This is a genomic window from Micromonospora ureilytica, from assembly GCF_015751765.1.
GTDB lineage: Bacteria > Actinomycetota > Actinomycetes > Mycobacteriales > Micromonosporaceae > Micromonospora > Micromonospora ureilytica.
This window is the reverse complement of the sequence record NZ_JADOTX010000001.1, coordinates 297,228-316,550: the sequence shown is the minus strand read 5'-3', so window position 1 is coordinate 316,550 and position 19,323 is coordinate 297,228. Positions and strand designations below refer to the sequence as shown.

Here is a 19,323-nt window from a genome sequence, read left to right as displayed (position 1 = left end):
AAGGCTGTCTCCGGCACCAGCTACCTACCGATGACCCAGGCCCAGTTGGAGTCCCTGCTGGACCGGCTCACCGGGCAACTGGCCGGCGCGTTGCTCACCGAGCCGTTCGACCTGCGTGCCGGGCACCGGGTCGGCGCCGAGTTGGTCGCCGCGCACATCGCCTCCGCCGAGGGGCTGGGTCGTACCGTCGAGGTCATCCAGCTCCGCCTGGTGCGCGACCTGGGGTTGGTGGCCGAGGACGTCGAGGACCGGATGGCCCGGCTGCTGGCGGCCGTGGCGACCGGCTACGCCCGCGCGCTGCGCGACCGGACGCTCGACGAGCAGGAGTCGATCCGCCGCGCCGCCATGCGGGCCCGCACACAGGCCGAGCGGGCGCTGCGGGCCAGCGAGGCCCGGTTCCGGCATCAGGCCACCCACGACCCGCTCACCGGCCTGCCCAACCGGACGCTGTTCACCGAGCGGCTCACCGCCGCGCTCAACGAACCGGGCCGGGGCGCGCAGCGGGTCGGGGTGTGCTTCCTGGACCTGGACCGCTTCAAGGTGGTCAACGACACCCTGGGGCACCAGATCGGCGACCTGCTGCTGGCCACTGTGGCGGAGCGGCTGCGCAAAGCCATGGGTGAGCACCTGGTCGCCCGGCTCGGCGGCGACGAGTTCGTCATCCTGGTGGAACGCACCGCCGGCACCGACGACATGGTCGCGGTGGCCGAGACCGCGCTCGCCGCGGTACGCACACCGGCGCTTGTCGACGGGCACGAGCTGCAGATCTCCGCGAGCATCGGCATCGTCGAGCGCCAGGTGGCCGGGGCCAACCCCACGGACCTGATGCGGGCCGCCGACAGCACCCTGCACTGGGCGAAGTCCGCGGGTGGGGCGCGCTGGGCGCTCTACGACGCCGAGCGCAACCAACGTGAACTGGCCCGCTACGCGCTCTCCGCGGCCATCCCGGCGGCCTTGGAGCGGGGCGAGTTCTACCTCGACTACCAGCCGCTGACCTCACTCCGCGACGGCAGCCTGGTCGGCGTGGAGGCGCTGGTCCGCTGGCGGCACCCCGAGTTGGGGGTGCTGCGCCCGGACAGCTTCATCGGGTTGGCCGAGGAGACCGGCCTGATCATCCAGTTGGGCGGTTGGGTGCTGGCCGAGGCCTGCCGTGAGGCCGAGGCGTGGTCGGCCGGGGGTGCCGCCGCGCCCTTCGTCAGCGTCAACCTGGCGGTACGGCAGGTCCACCGGCCCGGGTTGGTGCAGGAGGTCCGTGCCCTTCTGCGGCAGACCGGCCTGCCGCCGGAGCGACTCCAACTGGAGATCACCGAGAGCACGATGATGAGCACCGCCGAGGAGCCGGTCCGCGCCCTGCGGGTCCTCGCCGACCTCGGCGTACGCATCGCCATCGACGACTTCGGCACCGGATACAGCAACCTGGCGTACCTGCGGGACCTGCCGGTGACCGAACTGAAGGTGGCCGGCGAGTTCGTGGCCGGCCTGCGGTCGCCCTCCGTCGGCCGCACCGACGAGCGGATCCTCGCCTCCCTGGTCTCGCTGGCGCACGCGCTGGACCTGACCGTCACCGCCGAAGGGGTGGAGACCGCCGGGCAGGCCGAGCGGCTACGCGCGATCGGCTGCGACGCCGCCCAGGGCTGGCACTTCGGTCGCCCGGCCCCCGCCGATCGCATCCTGGCCCGCATCCGCTGACCCTCGGGCCCGCCCACGCCCCAACCCGGGGGCGAGCAGACAGCGCGGGGCCTGATACTCCGATGAGCCTGATGCCTGTGAGTCATCGTGATGACTCACAGGCATCACGCTGATCCCGGCAAGGCACGGCAGGCCGCCGAGGACAGGCCTGCTCAAGCCAACCCCACCGCCGAGGTAGACGGCGTCTACGGTTGCTGGTAGACACTGTCTATGCGCGCGGACGAGACGGGGCTACGAGGGCGGCTGGTGGCTGCCGGCGTGGATCTGGTGCTGCGCGAGGGCCAGTCGGCGGTGTCACTGCGGGAGATCGCCCGCCGTGCCGGCGTCTCACACGGTGCACCGCGCCGCTACTTCCCCACCCACGTCGACCTGCTCTCCGCCATCGCCCGGGAGGGCTTCGCCGACCTCACCGCCCGGGTCGAGCAGACGATGCGCGACGTCGACGCCGACCCGCGTACCCGATTGACCGCGCTGGCCCGGACGTACCTGGACTTCGCGGCGGCCCACCGCGGCATGTTCGAGCTGATGTTCCGTCACGACCTGCTGGACAGCGGCCGGCTGCGGCTACGCGAGACGAGCCTGCCGCTGTTCGCCATCCTGGCCGACCTGGTGGCGCGGACGCGCCGGCCCACCGACGCGCCCGCGGCGGTGCTCGCCGGCGCGCTCTGGGCGAACCTGCACGGCATTGCCCAACTCTGGGCCTGGGGTAGCCTGCCGCTCGCCACCGGGGCCACCGACGACGACGCCCTGCTGCGCGCCGCGTTGGAGGCCCACCTCGGCCCGGCACCCGCCTGAAACTCGACCCCGGAGGACACGTGCCCCTGCTGTACGACGTCACCAAGCTGACCGTCGGTACCGCGCTGCGGTTTGGCTGGCGACCGCGTGTGGAGGGGCTGGAGCATCTGCCCCGGGACGGCGGCGCGATCCTCGCCGGCAACCACCTCTCCGTGGCCGACGAGTTGTTTCTCGTCGCCTCGACACCCCGACACGTCACCTTCTGGGCGAAGGTCGAGTACTTCAACGGTCGGGGTCCGGGCGGCTGGCTCAACCGGCGGATCGTCGCCGGCATGGGCGCCATCCCCGTCGACCGCGCCGACGGCCGGGCCGCCCTGCGCGCCCTCGACGCCGCCATACCGGTGCTGCGCGCCGGCGGCCTGGTCGCCGTCTACCCGGAGGGCACCCGCTCCCCGGACGGGCGGCTCTACCGGGGCCGGGTCGGAATGACCCGGCTGGCCCGCGACGCCGGGGTGCCGATCATCCCGGTCGGCGTGACCGGCACCGCCGAAGTGCTGCCGGTCGACGCGCGGCTGCCCCGTCGACACCCGATCACCCTGCGGTTCGGCCCGCCGATCCCGGTCGCCGAGCGGATCAACGGGCCGCGCGACATCCGGACGGTCACCGACGAGGTGATGGCGGCGATCCAGAAACTCACCGGCCAGGAGTACGTGCCGCACTACGCGCCCGCCCGGGAGAGCTGAACGTGGGCGGCGATCAGCCGGCGAGCAGCGCCGTCATGCGTTCCGCCTGCGCCTCCCAGCGCCACTCCCGTTCGACCCACGCCCGGCCCGCCGCGCCCAGTTGGCGGGCCAGATCCCGATCGGCGAGCAGCCGGGCGACCCGGTCGGCGAGCTGGGCGACGTCCCGGCCGCGTACGACGTAGCCGGTCTCCCCCTCGCGGACCGCGTCCGGTGCGCCCCCGGAGTCACCGGCCACCACCGGTAGGCCGGTCGCGGATGCCTCCAGGTAGACGATGCCCAGCCCCTCGACGTCGAGGCCACGGTTGCGGGTGCGGCACGGCATCGCGTAGACGTCACCGGCCGCGTAGTGCGCCGGCAACTCGACCGACGGCACCGTGCCGGTGAACACCACGTCCCGTTCCACACCGGTCTGGCGGGCCAGCTTCTCCAGGGTCGCCCGGTACGGCCCGCCACCGACGATCAGCAGCGCCGCGTCGGGCACCCGGCGGCGGATCTCCGGTAGGGCCCGGATCAGCGTGTCCTGACCCTTGCGCGGCACCAGCCGGGACACACAGACGACCACCGGCCGGTCAGTCAACCCGAGTCGGGCCCGGACCTGTTCACCGTCCACGGTCGGGTGGTAGGTGTCCACGTCGACCCCGGGCGCGAGGCGGCGCAGCTCGGTCACCCCGTCCAGTACGCGGGCCAACCGGCTACGGGTGTACTCGCCGAGGTAGGTGGTCACGTCCACACCCCGACCGATGCGCCGCAGCGCCGGCCGGGCGGCCGGCACCGCCGCCCAACCGACCTCGTGACCATGGGTCTGGGCCACCACCCGGCGGATGCCGGCCCGTCGCCGCAGGCCGGCCGCGAGCAGTCCCAACGGGGCCGCCGCGCCGAACCACACAGTGTCGCAGTCGTACGCGCGAGCCAACCGGGCCGCCCGGCGGGCGATCAACGGGGTGGGCAGCAGCACCCGGGTGCGCTCCCGGATCACCTCGAACGGCTGGTCGGCGTCGAACTTCGCGGCCCCGCGCCAGCTCGACGCGTAGACGACCACCGAGCCGGCCGGTTGACGGACCGCGAGATTGTGTACAAAGGACTGGATCCCACCCGGGCGGGGCGGAAAGTCGTTGGTGATCAGCAGGGTGCGGTTCATCGGCCGGCCTCCCGGGCGTACGCGCGGGCGGCGGCCATCCGCTCCACGGTGGACGGATGCGAGGCCGAGTAGAGGTATTCCCAGCGGGGCGGGTCGGGATCGCCGAGGTTGACCGAGCCGAGCCGGCGCTGCATCGACTCGAAGGACTCCGGGTCGTCGGTGAGCGCGAGCGCGTGCGCGTCGGCCCGCGCCTCCACCCGTCGGGACATCAGCGCCTGGACCGGAGCGGCGACCAGCCCGGCCACCGTGACCAGGGCGACCAACAGCGGGAACGCTCTCGGTTGGGCTACCGAGTCGACACCGGCCAGCCGCAGCAACGGCCCCCACGAGCCGAGCAGGTAGAGCGCCACCACGGCCGCCGCAGCACCCAGCGCCCCGGTCAGCGTGCCGGCCGCCACGTCGGAGTCCTTCGCGTGCCCCAACTCGTGCGCCACGACGGCGGTCACCTCGGCCGGGGTCGCCTCGCGCAGCAGCGTGTCGTAGACGACCACCCGCCGGGTCGGCCCGAGACCAGAGACATACGCGTTGACCGCTCTGGTGCGGCGGGAGGCATCGGCGACCAGCACGTCACGCACCGGCACCCCGTCGCGGGCGGCCATGCTCATCAGCTCGGTGCGCAGCGGGCCCTGCTCCATCGGGGTGAACCTGTTGAACACCGGCTCCACCAGCACCGGCAGCACGAACGACAGCAGCACCACCAGCACCGCGGCGCCGGCCGCGCCGAACGCCCACCACCAGCGTGGCGCGAGTCGGATGACCGCGTAGAACCCGAACAGCGCCACCGCGCCGATCACCGCGCTGACCGCGTACGACTTGAGAAGGTCGACGGCCCAGCCGCTCCAGCCGTTGGTGCTCAACTCGTAGCGGGTGAGCACGCTCTGCCGCCAGGCGGCGAACGGGAGCGTCACCAGGTCGGCGACGAGCACCACCGCCAGCCCGCCGAGCACCGCCTGCGCGGCCCAGTGCCCGCCGAACGGCCGGCCCACCAGCTCGACCAGGCGGCTGCCCAGCGGGGTCAACCCGAGCGCGAGGGCGATCAGCAGCCCAACGGCGAGCGCGGCATAGCCGCCGGGGCGCAGCGCGGACCGGAACTCCCGGCCCTTGGCCACCTGCTCGGCCGGCAGGTCACCGAGCGCGGCGAGCTGGTCGGCCCGGGGCGCCGGCGGGCGGTGCCACGGGATGAGCAGGGCGGCCAGCACGACCAGGGCGACGGTCAGCCCGGCCAGGGCCACAAGCGCCCAGCCGCGCGGGGTCACCGCGTCACCGCCCGTTGTTCCCCGCTCATCGCACCGCTCCTCCCGCCGTGACCGCTCATCCTATGGCCCGCGAAAAGCCCGCTTCCGGGCGCGGTGTCGCGCTCAGGCGACGCGGCGGGTGGCACGACGGCGAGCCGCCTCCGGGCGCGCCGGCGCGGTCAGCACCTCCACGTCGAAGCCGGCCCGGGCGAACACCTCGATGGCCTCGACCTCGGCGGCGACCAGCCCGGCCGCCGGGGACGTCTCGTCGAACAGGGCAGTCAGCGGGCAGCCGGAACAGCCGTCGGCCCGCTTCGCGCACCCGTCGCAGTCGATGAGCATCGTGCCTCCTGATCGGCTCTCGGTGCTCGGTAAACGCCCTTTCGTCGCCGACCGAGCACCGTCGGTGACATCGACACTAACCACCGGGTACGACAGGAACCCCGTCCGACCGCCCGTTTCAGGGCTAGATCCACTCCAGATCAGCGAAATCGGGGTATCCCACTCGACCGGAACCCCCGGCCGCTGGGGCGACGTCTCAGCCCTGGGCGTCGAGATCACGCAGGGCGAAGCGGAGGTGCTGCCACTCCTCGCCGAGGATCACGTGAAGGCAGTGCAGGACGGAAACGACGTGCTCCGGCCACCAGGCGCTCGGCCGAGACTCGGCGAGCAGCTCCGGCGTGACCGTCGCGAGGAAGTCGCGCACCATTGCCTGTCGCTCGGCCCGCACCTGGAGGACCGCCTCAAAGGTCGGCTGCCCGGTGGCGAAGACCGACATGTCGAAGCCGTCGGTCTCGTACTCGACGTGCGACTGACCGAGCGGGTGGAAAGGCTGGGGCAGGCGCAGGATCGCCTTGCCCAACCACGCGTCGGCGGCGAACACGAGGTGACGCAAGGTCTGCGCGAACGACCACTCACCGTCGATCGAGACGTCGACCGCGCCCTGCGGCATGGACCGGACCCGGTCGACCACGGACGCCCAGGCTCCTTCGATCGCCGTCCACGCCAGGCGCAGGTCGTCCGGGTCCTTGGCCAGCCGGAGATCGCGCCCGGGGAACCGTCGGTTGAGCTCGGCCTCGACCAGCGGCACGACATCGACGCCGTTGACCAGGAGCGTGCCCTCGGCCAGCCACGGCGCGTCGATGTCCAGGCCATCCACGTCGACGCCCCGCATCACCGCACCCGCCAGTGTCGACCTGTTGAACCGGGCACCCCGCAGGTCCTTGTCGACGAAGACCGTGACCTCGTCCTGAGCCATGGCGACTCCCTCCCGTCAGCGACAGCAGCGACGCTAACGTTCGGGTACGACAACCGGTTAGGCCAAGACGGGGTCAGGAGCGGGCGAGCCGCCGCAGCAGCGAGTCCGCGCCCAGCGGGTACGCCCCGTGCCGGCGTACCCCGTCGGCGACCTCGCGGTCCGACGAGACCACGACCACCGGCCGACCTGCCGGCTCGGCGCGGACCAGCCGCCGGATCAGCTCGTCGGCGGTCTCACCCTTGCGGGAGAAGAGCACCCGCACGCCGCGCGGCGCGGGCGGCAGCCCGTGCATCCGCTCGGCGCCGTCGAAGACGACTGTGACCTCGTCGCCGGTCTGCGCGGCGATCCCGCCCAGCCCGGTGATGAGGCGTTTGCGTTGCTGTTCCAGGGACATCTCACCGAAGCCACGCTTGGTGACGTTGTAGCCGTCGACCACGAGGTGCGCCCGGGGCAGGGCGAGTAGTTGGTCGAGCCGGGCCGGGTCGTCGGTGTCGCGGGCGCGGGCGGCGGGGCCGGCCGGGGCGGTGCCCGGCTGCTCGGCGAACGCGTCGGCGACGAAGTCGGCGGGGAGTTTGTCCACCGGGTCGAGCGCCAGCTCCCGGCGCAGCCCGACGGCGGCCTGACCGATGGTCTCCAGGAGCAGCCAGAGCCGGGCGTCGTCGACCGAACGCGCCTCCTTGGCGCTGGCCCGGGCCACCCCGGCGGAGGCCTCGGCCTCGGCCAGCCGGGCCCGGGCGCGGCGCAGCTCGGCGTCCACGTCGGCGCTGGCGCGTGCGGCCCGGCCGCGCTCGGTGGCCAGCAGCTCGGTGGCCTTCCGTTCGCGGGCCTGGGTCTCCCGCAGGGTGCGGGCGGTCTGCCGGGACTCCTCGCGGAGCTGACCCAGCTCCTCGCGGACGCGGGCCAGCTCGTCGCGGAGCTTCTCTGCCTCGACCCGGGCTACCGCGCGGTCGTGCTCGGCCCGGGTGGCCCGCTGCTCTGCCTCGCGGACCAACTCGGCGACGACGGCGCTGTCCGCCTCGGCGCGCACGGCGGCGCCGCTGGCGTCGATCAGCTCCCGCCAGCCACGGGGCCGGGCCAGGTAGGCCAGAGCGGCCACCTCGACCGGGTCGGCGGCGGCCGGCGCGGTGCCCTCGACCACTGCCGCACCGAGGTCACCGGCGTCGGTCAGGACCCGCGCGGTGACCCGCTGCCGGAACAGCGGGTCGGCGGTGAGCTGGGCGGCGATGACCGGCGCGCCGAGCCGGGCACGCCGGTTGGGGGCGAACTTGGCCACCCGGCGCAACGGCACGGGGACCTCGTCGGGAGGGAGGGTGGGCAGCACCGCCGCGGTAAGCGTCACGATCCGTTGCCGGACCGGCTCGGGCAGGGTCGGCTCCAGCTCGGGCAGGGTCGGCTCCAGCTCGGGCAGGGTCGGCGCCGGCTCGGCGCCGGGGTCGTCGCCCGTCGTTGTCGGGTCCGATGCGCCCGATGTGTTGTTGACTACGTTGTCGTCCGGGTTGCCCAGAGCACCGTCGAGCGCGACCGTGTCCTCCTGCGGGAGGTGGTCGTCGTACGGCTCGGTGAGGGGCATGTGGCAAGTCTCCCACCGCGACCGGGCCCACCGCCCGGTGAGTGAGCCGATCTCTCATCCTAGCCCCATGGTGACGGATGGGACGGCTGCGACGGGAGTGTCGGACCGTGGCGCTAGCGTGCCGCCGATGGCACAGGCGGAGTACGTCCAGGAGTCACTGGCCGGTCTCGACCCGGCGGTGGGCGGGGTGGACCCGGCGCTGCCGCTCTACGCGACGACCTTCGTGGTGGTCGACCTGGAGACCACCGGCGGGGCACCGGACGGCGGCGGCATCACCGAGATCGGCGCGGTCAAGGTGCGCGGTGGCGAGCAGTTGGGGGTGTTGGCGACCCTGGTCAACCCCGGGCAGCCGATTCCGCCCTTCATCACCGTGCTGACCGGCATCACCCAGGCCATGCTGGTGCCGGCGCCACCGATCGAGCAGGTGCTGCCGAGCTTCCTGGAGTTCATCGACGAGGCGGTGCTGGTGGCCCACAACGCCCCGTACGACGTGGGCTTCCTCAAGGCCGCCTGCGCGAAGCACGGCTACCGCTGGCCCAACCCCCGGGTACTGGACACGGCTGCGCTCGCCCGCCGGGTGCTGACCCGCGACGAGGTGCCCAACCGCAAGCTGGGCACCCTGGCCGCCTACTTCCGCACCGCCACCCAGCCCACGCACCGGGCGCTGGACGACGCGAAGGCCACAGTCGACGTGCTGCACGGGCTGATCGGTCGGCTCGGCGGGCACCGGGTGGACACTGTCGGCGACGCCATCGAGTTCGCCCGCGCGGTCACCCCGACCCAGCGCCGCAAGCGGCACCTGGCCGAGGGGCTGCCCAAGGTCCCCGGGGTCTACATCTTCCGGGCCGCCGACGACCGGCCGCTCTACGTGGGCACCTCCGTCGACATCGCCACCCGGGTGCGCAGCTACTTCACCGCCGGCGAGAAGCGCGCCCGGATCTCCGAGATGCTGGGCGCGGCCGAACGGGTCGAGGCGGTGGAGTGCGCCCACTCGTTGGAGGCGGAGGTCCGTGAGCTGCGGTTGATCGCCGCCCACGCCCCGCCGTACAACCGCCGGTCCAAATACCCGGAACGGATGGTCTGGCTGAAGCTGACCGACGGTCCGTACCCTCGGCTGTCGATCGTCCGCGAGCTCTCCCCCACCGACACCGCGTACCTCGGGCCGTTCACCTCCCGGCGAGCCGCCGAGCTGGCCGCCGCCGGTTTCCACGACGCGGTGCCGCTGCGCCAGTGCACGCACCGGCTCTCGCTGCGCACCGTCACGCCGGCCTGCGCGCTGGCCGAGCTGGGTCGCTGCCCGGCGCCCTGCGAGCACAAGATCACCCCCGAGGAGTACGACGACAGCGCCGCCGCGCCCTTCCGGACCGCGACGGCCAGCGACCCCCAGCCGGTGGTGGACGCGCTCCTCGCGCGGATCGACGCGCTCTCTCGTGACCAGCGCTACGAGGAGGCCGCCGTGGTGCGGTCCCGGCTGGCCGCCGTGCTGCGGGCCACCGTGCGGATGCAGCGGCTGGCCGCGCTGACCGGGATCGTCGAGCTGGCTGCGGCCCGGCCGGCCGCCCGGGGCGGCTGGGAGTTGGCGCTGGTCCGGCACGGCCGGCTGGCCGGCGCGGGGGTGTCCCCGCCGGGCGTGCACCCGCGTCCCACGTTGGCCACGATCCGGGCCACCGCGGAGACGGTGTCGGGCGGGCACGGTCCGGTGCCGGCCGCCACCGCCGAGGAGTCCGAGCGGATCCTGTCCTGGTTGGAGCGACCGGAGACCCGACTCGTCGAGATGTCCTCCGGTTGGTCCTCTCCGGCGAGTGGTGCGGGTCGGTTCCGTGACCTGCTGGCGAAGGCCGAGGGCGGCGCGTCCCACCAACTCTCGACCGAACGCTCATGACCAACTGACCGATCGGACTACGTCGACTCGCTTAGGCTGTTAGAGAAGTGCAGTCCTGCCCGATTCGTGGGCCTGCTCCCGCCGCCGGGGTTCCGGCGACGCGGAGCCGGGGTGAGGAGGTGTCCCTCGTGGACGTCGACGCCGGACACGGCGCCGCCCTGGGGGGCGCCCTGCCGACACAGCCAGGTGAGCTGCCGCTCGCCCGCCGGCTACGGTCGTTGCTCAGTTGGCCGACCACCGACTCCGACCCGGTCACCCAGCTGGTCCGCACCCATCGGGGCATCCACGCCGGCACCGACCCTGCGGTGCTGCGCCGTGCCTACACGATCGCGGAGAACATGCACCGCGGGCAGTTCCGCAAGAGCGGGGAACCGTACATCACCCATCCCCTCGCGGTGGCGCAGATCTGCGCCGAGCTGGGAATGGACGCCACCACCCTGGTCGCGGCGCTGCTGCACGACACCGTGGAGGACACCCGCTACACCCTCCAGGCGCTCTCCGAGGATTTCGGCGGCGAGGTGGCCCACCTGGTCGACGGGGTGACCAAGTTCGACAAGGCGTTCTACGGCAAGGCCGCCGAGGCGGAGACGATCCGCAAGATGATCGTCGCGGCCGCCAAGGACGTCCGGGTGCTGATCATCAAACTCGCCGACCGGCTGCACAACATGCGCACGCTCGGGGTGCGCTCCGCGTCGTCGCGGGAACGGATCGCCCGCAAGACCCAGGAGGTGCTGGTCCCACTCTGTGACCGGCTGGGCATCCAGACCCTCAAGCGCGAGCTGGACGACGTGGTGCTGCTGCACCTTGAGCCCGACGAGCATGCCCGGCTGGCCCGGCACGTGCACGACCGGCCGGGCTGGGACTCGTACCTCGACTCGGTGGTCACCCAGGCCCGGGTGGCGCTGCGCCGCGGCCGGGTCGACGCCGTGGTGACCCCTCGTCCCCGGCACCTCTACTCGATCTGGAAGGACACCATCGCCGGCGGCCACACGGCCCCGTACGACCTGCCCCGCATCGTGGTGGTGGTCGACGGCCCGGCCACCGACTGTTACGCCGCGCTCGGCGCGATCCACGGCACCTGGCGACCGGTGGCCGGCCGCTTCAAGGACTTCATCGCGTCACCGAAGAACAACCTCTACCGCTCGCTGCACACAAGCGTCTGCGGCCCCCAGGACCGCACTGTGGAGGTGCTGATCCGCACGGAGGAGATGCACCGCTCGGCCGAGTACGGCATCGCCGCCGACTTCCGTTTCCCCCGCTCGGGCAGCAGCAGCGCCGCGGCCCGCGCCGAGCAGTTGGACTGGCTGCGCCGGGTGCTCGACTGGGAGCCGGACGCCGCCGACCCGGCACAGTTCCTCGAATCGCTGCGCTGCGACCTCGCCGAGGGGCAGATCCAGGTCTTCTCCGACGGGCGGCAGGTCGTGCTGCCCGCCGGTGCCACACCTGTCGACCTCGCGTACGAGCTGGGCAACGACCGGGGCGACCACTGCCTGGCCGCCCGCATCAACGGTCGGCTGGCCCCGCTCAGTTCGGAGCTGGACGAGGGCGACGTGGTGGAGATCTTCACCGAGAACGACGGCGACAACGGCTTCGAGGCAGGTGTGGCGCCACGCGGCCCCCGCCGGGAGTGGCTGAGCTTCGTCAAGTCGCCGCACGCGCAGATGCAGATCAACAGGTGGTTCGCCGAGCACACCGAGCCGGGCATCACGATCAGCGACAAGGTGCGCCTCGGCCGGGCCACCATCGGGCTCGCCCTGCGCCAGCACAACCGGGGCCTCGCCAGTGACCTGCCACTGCTGCGCCTCTCCGAGGAGTTGGGCTACCCCGACCTGGAGACCCTGCTGGTCGCGGTCTTCGACCGGGTGATCGAACCGGACACCGTGGTCCGCCAGCTCATCGACCTGGTCGACCATCGACAGTGACCCTGGCGGCCCAGCGCGTCCGAGGGACATTCGCGACCACTAGCCTGGAGCCATGATCCCCCGTTCCCGCGCCACCGGTCGGGCCGTCTTCTACCAGGCTTTCTACCGGCTGCCGCTGCCGGTGCGTCGGCGCCTGGTCAAGCTGGCGATGCCCAAGTACATCGTCGGCGCGGTCACCCTGGTCCGCGATTCCGAGGCGACGGGCGCGGGCCGGCTGCTGATGCTGCGCCAACCGCCAGGTAAGGGCTGGTCGCTGCCCGCCGGTCTCCTGGATCGGGGCGAGCCCCCGGTGGTGGGTGCGGCCCGCGAACTGTTCGAGGAATCCGGCGTCCGACTCCCCCCGTCCCGGTTACGCCCGGCGGTGCCGAACGCGATCGTGCACGCCAAGGGCTGGGTGGACATGGTCTTCGAGACCGAGGTGCCCGCGTCCGACACCAAGCTGGCGGTCGACGGCGCGGAGGTCTTCGAGGCCGCGTGGCACCCCCTGGACGACCTGCCCAAGCTGACCTGGCCGACCGCCCGGCTGCTCGCCTACTACGACATCGGGCCGCTGGCCGGGCAGTTCCCGCCCCCGATCCCCGACGACCTGCCATGACCGGCGGGGCCTCCGCGCCGGCCGAGTTGTGCGCTGTGGTGCTCGCCGCCGGCGAGGGCACCCGGCTGCGCCCGCTCACCGAACGGGTGCCCAAGGCGCTCTGCCCGGTCGGCAACGTGCCCCTGCTGGATCGGGCGTTGGCGCGGCTGGCCGGCCTGGGGCTGACCGGTCCCAACCGGGTCGCGGTGAACGCCTGCTACCTCGGCGACCAGGTGGTGGCGCACGTCGGTGACCGCGCGCACCTGTCGGTGGAGCCGGGCGACCCACTGGGCACCGCGGGTGGGGTGGCCAACCTGCGGGACTGGATCGACGGACGGCCGGTGCTGGTCGGCAACGCCGACGCGTACCTCGCCGACCCGGCTGCTCCCCCGGGCCCGGACGTGGCCGCCCTGCTCGACGGCTGGGACGGGCGCAGCGTGCGCCTGCTCGGCCAGCCGGCCGCGGACCCGGCGGCGCCGGGCACCTTCGCCGGGCACTGCTTCACCGGCTTCTCGCTGCTGCCCTGGCGGCTGGTCCGGGACCTGCCGGTCGCCTTCTCGGACCTGGTCCGCGCCGTGTGGCGGCCGGCCGAGGCCGCGGGCGCCCTGACGGTGGTGCCCTACCCGGGCACCTTCTTCGACACCGGCACCCCGGCCGACTACCTGGCGGCCAACCTGCACGCCGCGTCCGGGGGCGCTCTCGTCGAGGAGTCCGCGACGGTGACCGGCCGTTGCGTGGAGTCGGTGGTCGGCGCGGGGGCGCGGGTGCACGGCGACGTGTTCCGCACTGTGGTGTGGCCGGGCGCGACAGTACGCGCCGGCGAGCGGTTGCGGAACGTGATCCGGGCCGGGAACGACCTGACCGTGCCCTGCCCCGCCCAGGGCTGAGCACCGACGGCTCCCGCCTCCGGTCTCGGACCGAAACATCTAGCATGGGCGACGACGCCGACGAACGGAGAAATGCCCCGTGATCACCGCGATCGTGCTGATCGACTGCGCCACCGATGCGATCCCCGAGGTGGCGGAAAACCTGGCCAACCTTCCCGGTGTCAGCGAGGTCTACTCGGTGGCCGGGCACGTCGACCTCATCGCCATCGTCCGGGTCCGCGAGTTCGACCAGATCGCCCAGGTCATCGCAGGCAGCATCTCCAAGGTCCCGGGCGTGCTCAACACCGAGTCGCACATCGCCTTCCGGGCGTACTCCCAGCACGACCTGGAGGAGGCGTTCGCGATCGGCCTGGCCAGCGCCGACTGACCCGCCCGCCGTTTCGGGGTCCGTGCCGGCCCCACGACGGCGCCTGACGCGCACAGGGCGGCCGGTCCACCGCGTTGGGTGGACCGGCCGTCTGCTGTGGCTACGTCAGCTCTCGCTGGGAGCCGGCACCTCAGTGGTGCCGCCGCCCGGAGCCGGGGACTCGGTGCTGCCACCGCCCGGAGCCGGCGACTCGGTGCCGGTGCCGCCCGGAGCCGGCGACTCAGTGCCGGTGCCGCCCGGGCTGGGCGTACCGCTGGCGCTGGTCTGCGGAACCGGGATGCCCAGCTTGTTGGCGAGCGCCACCAACTCGTCGTAGTGCGTCTGCAGCGTCGGAAGCGCCGTCTGCGCCAACTGGACCACCGACTGCTCGGAGCCCTGCGAGATCTCCGTCTGGGTGGCCTGGATGGCCTGGACGTGACCGGCCAGCTCACTGGTCACCCAGAGCCGGTCGAACTCCGCACCGCTGGCGTTGTTCAGCTTGTCGATGACCGCCTGCTGATCGGCGCTGGGCTCGTTCGGCAGTTCCACCCCGAGCTGCGAAGCGGTCTGCTGCACCGTCTGGTCCAGCTGGGTGTGGTCGGTCTTCAGCATCGCGCCCAGGTCCTTGACCCCCTGGTCCTGACCCTTCTGCTGGGCCAGGTCACCAGCGGTGATCTCGAACAGGTTGACCTGGTGTACCGCCTGCAGGTACTGGGTGTCCTGCGTCGACGGCTGTGCCGCGGCCTGCGCGGCCGCAGCCGGCGCGACACCGACAAGTACCAGCGCGGCCAACAGGCCGAGGCGTTTGATACCCAACATGCTTCCCCCCCTTGAGACGTTGGACCGCACGGATACCCGGCTCACCGGGGTTATTCCTGCGATCGCCCGTCGCACGGGGTCGACCGGTCCCGCCGTGGCCGTCCGACTCCTGGTCGGATGGGCGGGGGGTGTGGAAAACGACGTGGCGCCCGCCGGAATCCGGCGGGCGCCACGTAACGGTGCGAATGGGCGGTCAGCGGCGGCTCTCGCCGCTGCCGATCTCCTCGCGCTCGGGTCGGGCCTCGACCGGCGGGTGCCCCGGCGAGACCGGCGCCTCGACCGGCTTCTCGATCGGGTAGAAGAAGCCCCGGATGGCCGGGCCGAGGGCCCCCAGCCGGTTCATCTTCTTCGGCACGACCCAGCCGACGTAGTCCAACTGGCCGTGGCCGTCCGCGTGCCCGTTGGACGCGCTGAGCGGCTGGTGCACCTCGACGAACCGGCCGTCCGGCATGCGCCGGATGATGCCGGTCTCCACGCCGTGGGCGAGCACCTCCCGGTCGTGCTGCTGCAGACCCAGGCAGAGCCGGTAGGTGACGTAGTACGCCAGCGGCGGGACCACCAGCAGGCCGATCCGGCCCGCCCAGGTCATCGCGTTCAGGCTGATCTGGAACTTGTCCGCGATCACGTCGTTGGCGCCGGAGAGCGTCAGCACGATGTAGAACGAGACGGCCATGGCGCCGACGGCGGTCCGGGCCGGAGCATCCCGGGGACGCTCGAGCAGATTGTGGCTCTCGCGGTCCTTCAGGTGCCGGGCTTCCAGGAACGGGTACATCGTCGACAGGCCCACCAGGATGCCGGGCAGCACGACAGTCGGCCAGAACAGCGGCGGGATGACGTACCCGTCACCGATCGGGATGGGAATCTCCCAGGCCGGCATGAGTCGGGTCGACCCGTCGAGGAACATGACGTACCAGTCGGGCTGGCTGGCGGCCGAAACCACCCACGCCTCGTACGGGCCGAACAGCCAGATCGGGTTGATCTGGAACAGACCGCCCATCAGCGCGATGACGCCGAAGACGACCATGAAGAAGCCGCCCTGCTTCAGCGCGTACCGGGGGAACATCCGCTCGCCGACCACGTTGTTGTTGGTCCGGCCGGGGCCGGGCCACTGGGTGTGCTTCTGCTTGAAGACCAGGCCCAGGTGGACGCTGATCAGCGCGACCAGCAGACCGGGGATGAGCAGCACGTGGGCGATGAAGAACCGGCTGATGATGATCGTGCCAGGGAACTCGCCGCCGAAGACCGACGAGGTGACCCAGGAGCCGATCACCGGGATGGACAGCATGATCGCCGAGGCGATCCGCAGGCCCGTGCCGGAGAGGCCGTCGTCCGGCAGCGAGTAGCCGGTGAAGCCGGCCAGGAAGCCGACCCAGAACAGCAGCGAACCGATGATCCAGTTGGTCTCACGCGGCTTGCGGAAGGCGCCGGTGAAGAAGACCCGGAGCATGTGCACGACGATCGCGGCCATGAACAGCAGCGCCGCCCAGTGGTGCATCTGCCGCATCACCAGACCGCCGCGGACGTCGAACGAGATGTCCAGGCTGGAGGCGTACGCGGCGGACATCGGCGTGCCCTGCAACGGCGCGTAGCTGCCGTCGTAGACCACCTCGGTCATCGCCGGCTCGAAGAAGAAGGTGAGGAACACACCGGTCAGCAGCAGCACGACGAACGAGAACAGCGCGATCTCGCCGAGCAGGAAGGACCAGTGGTCCGGGAAGACCTTGTTCAGTAGCTTGCGCAACGGGGTGGCCACCGCGAAGCGGTCGTCCACTCCCACCGCGGCCTTGCCCGGCGTCGCCGCAAGGTCAAACTTTCGACGCTTCATGGCCGCTCCCAGAAATCAGGCCCGACGGTCTCGGTGTAGTCGGACTTCGCCACGAAGAAGCCCTCGGAGTCCACCTCGATCGGCAGCTGCGGCAGCCGCCGGCTGGCGGGGCCGAAGATGGGCCGGGCGTTGTCGGTGATCAGGAACTGGGACTGGTGGCACGGACAGAGCAGCCGGTTGGTCTGCTGCTCGTACAGGCTTGCCGGACATCCCGCGTGCGTGCAGATCTTGGAGAACGCCGCGTAGTTGCCCCACATGTAGTCACCGTGGCCGACCCGCTCGTTGGCCCGGCGCGACTCCTGCGCGTCGGAGTCGCGGAGGTGGATCAGCAGCGTCGGCGAGTCGGCGTGCTTGTTGCTCACGCCGTGGTCGATGCCGGGGAAGACGGTCAGCTGCCCACCGGTGCTGATGTCCGCCGGGCGGATCGGCCGGCCGTCCTCGCGGACCAGGCGGATCCGCTGGCCGCCCTCGGGCATGGCGAACCCGGTGGTGAACATCTGGTTGTTCTTGTGCGGCTGCGAGATCAGCCCGCCGACCAGCGGTGCCGCGGCGACCGCGGCGACCGGCGCGAGACCGGCCAGCAGCGAGATGCCGAGCAGCGGGCGACGCTTCACGCCGAGCTCGTCCGCCATGTAGAGCATGGTCTGGCCGGTGATCGTGCGGCCTTCGGAGTCCACCTGACCCTCGTGCCGGTCCTGGATCGAGACCTCCTTGGGCAGCAACTTCTTGCCCCAGGTCAGGATGCCGAAGCCGACGGCGAGCAGCGCCACGCCGAGGGTGAAGCCGAGCAGCGGGGTGTAGAACTTGTCGCCACCCCTGCCCGCCTCGTACTGCCACGGCCACCAGATGTAGATGGCCAGGAATGCGGTCGCGGCCAGGCCGGTGATCAGGAAGAAGCCGGCGACAACCCGGGTCAGCCGACGCTCCGCCTTGGTGCCCGGAAGCACCTGCGGCTCGTAGTGGACGATCTCGATGTCGTCCCTGCGCGCGCCCTCACGAACGATGTCGAACCGGGTCAGCTTGGGGTCGTTCACGTCGAGCGGCTCCTGACCCTGCGGGGCCGGGTGCTCGGTGTGGGTGCTCATGCCGTCACCTCGCTACGGGTGGCGCCGAGCGGCACCACGGCACTGAATCGGATGCCCTGCTCGATCACGACTTACCCGCAATCCACAGGCTAGCGAAGACGAGCGCCACGATGCCAACCAGGAAGATCGCCAGGCCCTCGGTGGACGGGCCGTACCGCCCGAGGTTCAACCCGCCCGGGTCCTGGTCGTGCTTCAGCGTCTCCTGGATGTAGGCGATGATGTCGGCCTTCTGCTCCGGCCGGAGCTGGTTGTCGCCGAACACCGGCATGTTCTGCGGGCCGCTCAACATCGCCGCGTAGATCTGGCGGTCGGTCGCGGGGTGCAGGCTCGGGGCGAACTTGCCCGAGGAGAGCGCGCCGCCGCCGCCACCGAAGGCGTGGCACTGCGAGCAGTTGATCCGGAACAGCTCGCCGCCGGACGCGATGTTGCCGTCCTCGCGGAGGTCGTCGCCCTCGGGCACGACCGGACCGCCGCCCAGCTCCTGGATGTACTGGGCCAGTTGGCGGGTCTGCTCGTCGGTGAAGACCGGGGGCTTACGGTGCGCCTGGGCCTCCTGGCGGGCCAGCGGCATCCGCCCGGAGCTGACCTGGAACTCGACAGATGCCGCGCCGACGCCGATCAGGCTCGGCCCGCGGCCCTCGACACCCTGGGCGTTGCGGCCGTGGCAGGTCACGCAGCTCACGTCGAACAGCGCCTTGCCCTCTGCGGCGGCGCCGGTCAGCTGCGGGTTGTCCTGCGCCTGGGCGCCCGGGGCGAAGACGGTGTAGGCGCCGCCGGCGAGCATCAGCGCGGCGATCAGCCGGACCGCGGCGCCCAGCCGGCGGCGGCCCCTGCTGCGCGCGGCGGGCCGCTCACGCAACCGCGCGAGCAGACCGCGTCGGCGGTCGTTGTCAGAAGTCATGAGCGGTGTCCTTAACCGGTTGGACCTGTCTCAGGGGACGGAGCAGCAGCGCGGAATGTGACGCGCAAGATCACTGGAGCCAGTAGATCATGGCGTACAGCCCGATCCACACGACGTCGACGAAGTGCCAGTAGTACGACACGACGATCGCCGACGTCGCCTGCGCCGGCGTGAACCGGCCCATGGTCGTACGGACCATGAAGATGACGAAGGCGATCAGACCGCCGGTCACGTGCAGGCCGTGGAAGCCGGTGGTCAGGTAGAACACCGATCCGTACCCGTCTCCGTTGATCTTGATGCCGTCCTCGACCAGGTGCCGGTACTCGTTCAGCTGACCGAGGACGAAGATCAGGCCCATCACGAAGGTGACGGTGAACCAGCGCCGCAGCGCGTGCACGTCACCCTTCTCCGCCGCGAAGACGCCGAGCTGGCACGTCACCGAGGACAGCACCAGGATCACCGTGAAGGTGGTCGCGTACGGGATGTTCAGCGCCTCGGTGTGCTTCTCCCACTGCTCCGGCGCAGCCGCGCGGATCGAGAAGTACATCGCGAACAGCGCCGCGAAGAACATGAGTTCGCTGGAGAGCCACACGATCGTCCCGACGCTGACCATGTTCGGTCGGGTCAGAGAGTGGATCCGGCTCTTGTCAATGGCTGGGGCCGCAGTCACGCCGTCATTATTGCCCCTGACCGGGGCCGGCGATCAGCGGGGTG

The 19,323-nt window shown here is 71.8% G+C and carries 18 protein-coding genes; 8 read left to right on the top strand and 10 right to left on the bottom strand.

The features are described from left to right. The first annotated feature begins 30 nt into the window (after positions 1-30). From IW248_RS01500 to IW248_RS01490, 3 genes are all read left to right on the top strand, one after another. Positions 31-1,689, top strand: coding sequence for a putative bifunctional diguanylate cyclase/phosphodiesterase (locus tag IW248_RS01500; protein WP_231396592.1), 1,659 nt, complete (start codon positions 31-33; stop codon positions 1,687-1,689). Positions 1,690-1,899: 210 nt separating this feature from the next. Then, entirely contained in the window at positions 1,900-2,484 is a 585-nt protein-coding gene (locus IW248_RS01495; protein WP_196925341.1) for a TetR/AcrR family transcriptional regulator, read from the top strand. 20 nt (positions 2,485-2,504) lie between these two features. Beyond that, positions 2,505-3,167, top strand: coding sequence for a lysophospholipid acyltransferase family protein (locus IW248_RS01490; protein ID WP_196925340.1), 663 nt, complete (start codon positions 2,505-2,507; stop codon positions 3,165-3,167). A 13-nt stretch (positions 3,168-3,180) separates the two neighbouring features. On the opposite strand, the gene IW248_RS01485 is transcribed toward IW248_RS01490, so the two are convergent. The 5 genes from IW248_RS01485 to IW248_RS01465 all read right to left on the bottom strand — a co-directional run bounded on the left by IW248_RS01485 (position 3,181) and on the right by IW248_RS01465 (position 8,368). Beyond that, complete coding sequence (locus tag IW248_RS01485) at positions 3,181-4,305, bottom strand: glycosyltransferase family 4 protein (protein ID WP_196925339.1); 1,125 nt, start codon at positions 4,303-4,305, stop codon at positions 3,181-3,183. Further along, entirely contained in the window at positions 4,302-5,561 is a 1,260-nt protein-coding gene (locus tag IW248_RS01480; protein WP_196925338.1) for a M48 family metalloprotease, read from the bottom strand. The genes IW248_RS01485 and IW248_RS01480 overlap by 4 nt, the downstream gene beginning before the upstream one ends. A 102-nt stretch (positions 5,562-5,663) precedes the next feature. Continuing rightward, a complete protein-coding gene (locus tag IW248_RS01475) occupies positions 5,664-5,882 on the bottom strand; it encodes a hypothetical protein (RefSeq protein WP_196925337.1) in 219 nt (72 codons plus the stop codon). Between the two features lie 196 nt (positions 5,883-6,078). Continuing rightward, complete coding sequence (locus tag IW248_RS01470) at positions 6,079-6,798, bottom strand: DinB family protein (RefSeq protein WP_196925336.1); 720 nt, start codon at positions 6,796-6,798, stop codon at positions 6,079-6,081. A 73-nt stretch (positions 6,799-6,871) separates the two neighbouring features. Further along, positions 6,872-8,368, bottom strand: a complete 1,497-nt coding sequence (locus IW248_RS01465; RefSeq protein ID WP_196925335.1) for an NYN domain-containing protein — start codon at positions 8,366-8,368, stop codon at positions 6,872-6,874. Positions 8,369-8,495: 127 nt separating this feature from the next. Here IW248_RS01465 and IW248_RS01460 point away from each other — a divergent pair, with 127 nt between their 5' ends. From IW248_RS01460 to IW248_RS01440, 5 genes are all read left to right on the top strand, one after another. Continuing rightward, positions 8,496-10,250 (top strand): DEDD exonuclease domain-containing protein, encoded by a 1,755-nt coding sequence (locus IW248_RS01460; RefSeq protein ID WP_196925334.1) that lies wholly within the window; start codon positions 8,496-8,498, stop codon positions 10,248-10,250. A gap of 128 nt (positions 10,251-10,378) precedes the next feature. Next, positions 10,379-12,172, top strand: a complete 1,794-nt coding sequence (locus IW248_RS01455; RefSeq protein ID WP_196929992.1) for a RelA/SpoT family protein — start codon at positions 10,379-10,381, stop codon at positions 12,170-12,172. 52 nt (positions 12,173-12,224) lie between these two features. Continuing rightward, on the top strand, positions 12,225-12,767 hold the full coding sequence (locus tag IW248_RS01450) for an NUDIX hydrolase (RefSeq protein WP_196925333.1): 543 nt from the start codon (positions 12,225-12,227) through the stop codon (positions 12,765-12,767). Continuing rightward, the gene (locus IW248_RS01445) at positions 12,764-13,633 is read left to right on the top strand and encodes a nucleotidyltransferase family protein (protein ID WP_196925332.1); all 870 of its coding nucleotides are present in this window, start codon (positions 12,764-12,766) and stop codon (positions 13,631-13,633) included. The genes IW248_RS01450 and IW248_RS01445 overlap by 4 nt, the downstream gene beginning before the upstream one ends. A 79-nt stretch (positions 13,634-13,712) precedes the next feature. Continuing rightward, on the top strand, positions 13,713-14,000 hold the full coding sequence (locus tag IW248_RS01440) for an Lrp/AsnC family transcriptional regulator (RefSeq protein ID WP_074313163.1): 288 nt from the start codon (positions 13,713-13,715) through the stop codon (positions 13,998-14,000). 105 nt (positions 14,001-14,105) lie between these two features. Here the strand turns inward: IW248_RS01440 and IW248_RS01435 are convergent, their stop codons facing one another. From IW248_RS01435 to ctaE, 5 genes are all read right to left on the bottom strand, one after another. Continuing rightward, on the bottom strand, positions 14,106-14,798 hold the full coding sequence (locus IW248_RS01435) for a DUF4142 domain-containing protein (RefSeq protein ID WP_124820709.1): 693 nt from the start codon (positions 14,796-14,798) through the stop codon (positions 14,106-14,108). Between the two features lie 193 nt (positions 14,799-14,991). Beyond that, positions 14,992-16,623 (bottom strand): cytochrome bc1 complex cytochrome b subunit, encoded by a 1,632-nt coding sequence (gene qcrB / locus IW248_RS01430; RefSeq protein WP_196925331.1) that lies wholly within the window; start codon positions 16,621-16,623, stop codon positions 14,992-14,994. Beyond that, positions 16,620-17,708, bottom strand: a complete 1,089-nt coding sequence (qcrA, locus tag IW248_RS01425) for a cytochrome bc1 complex Rieske iron-sulfur subunit (RefSeq protein ID WP_196925330.1) — start codon at positions 17,706-17,708, stop codon at positions 16,620-16,622. The genes qcrB and qcrA overlap by 4 nt, the downstream gene beginning before the upstream one ends. 64 nt (positions 17,709-17,772) lie before the next feature. Further along, positions 17,773-18,609: a cytochrome bc1 complex diheme cytochrome c subunit gene (gene qcrC, locus IW248_RS01420; protein ID WP_196925329.1), complete on the bottom strand. Its 837-nt coding sequence runs from the start codon at positions 18,607-18,609 to the stop codon at positions 17,773-17,775. A gap of 70 nt (positions 18,610-18,679) precedes the next feature. Continuing rightward, positions 18,680-19,279: an aa3-type cytochrome oxidase subunit III gene (gene ctaE, locus IW248_RS01415; RefSeq protein WP_196925328.1), complete on the bottom strand. Its 600-nt coding sequence runs from the start codon at positions 19,277-19,279 to the stop codon at positions 18,680-18,682. Positions 19,280-19,323 lie beyond the last annotated feature (44 nt).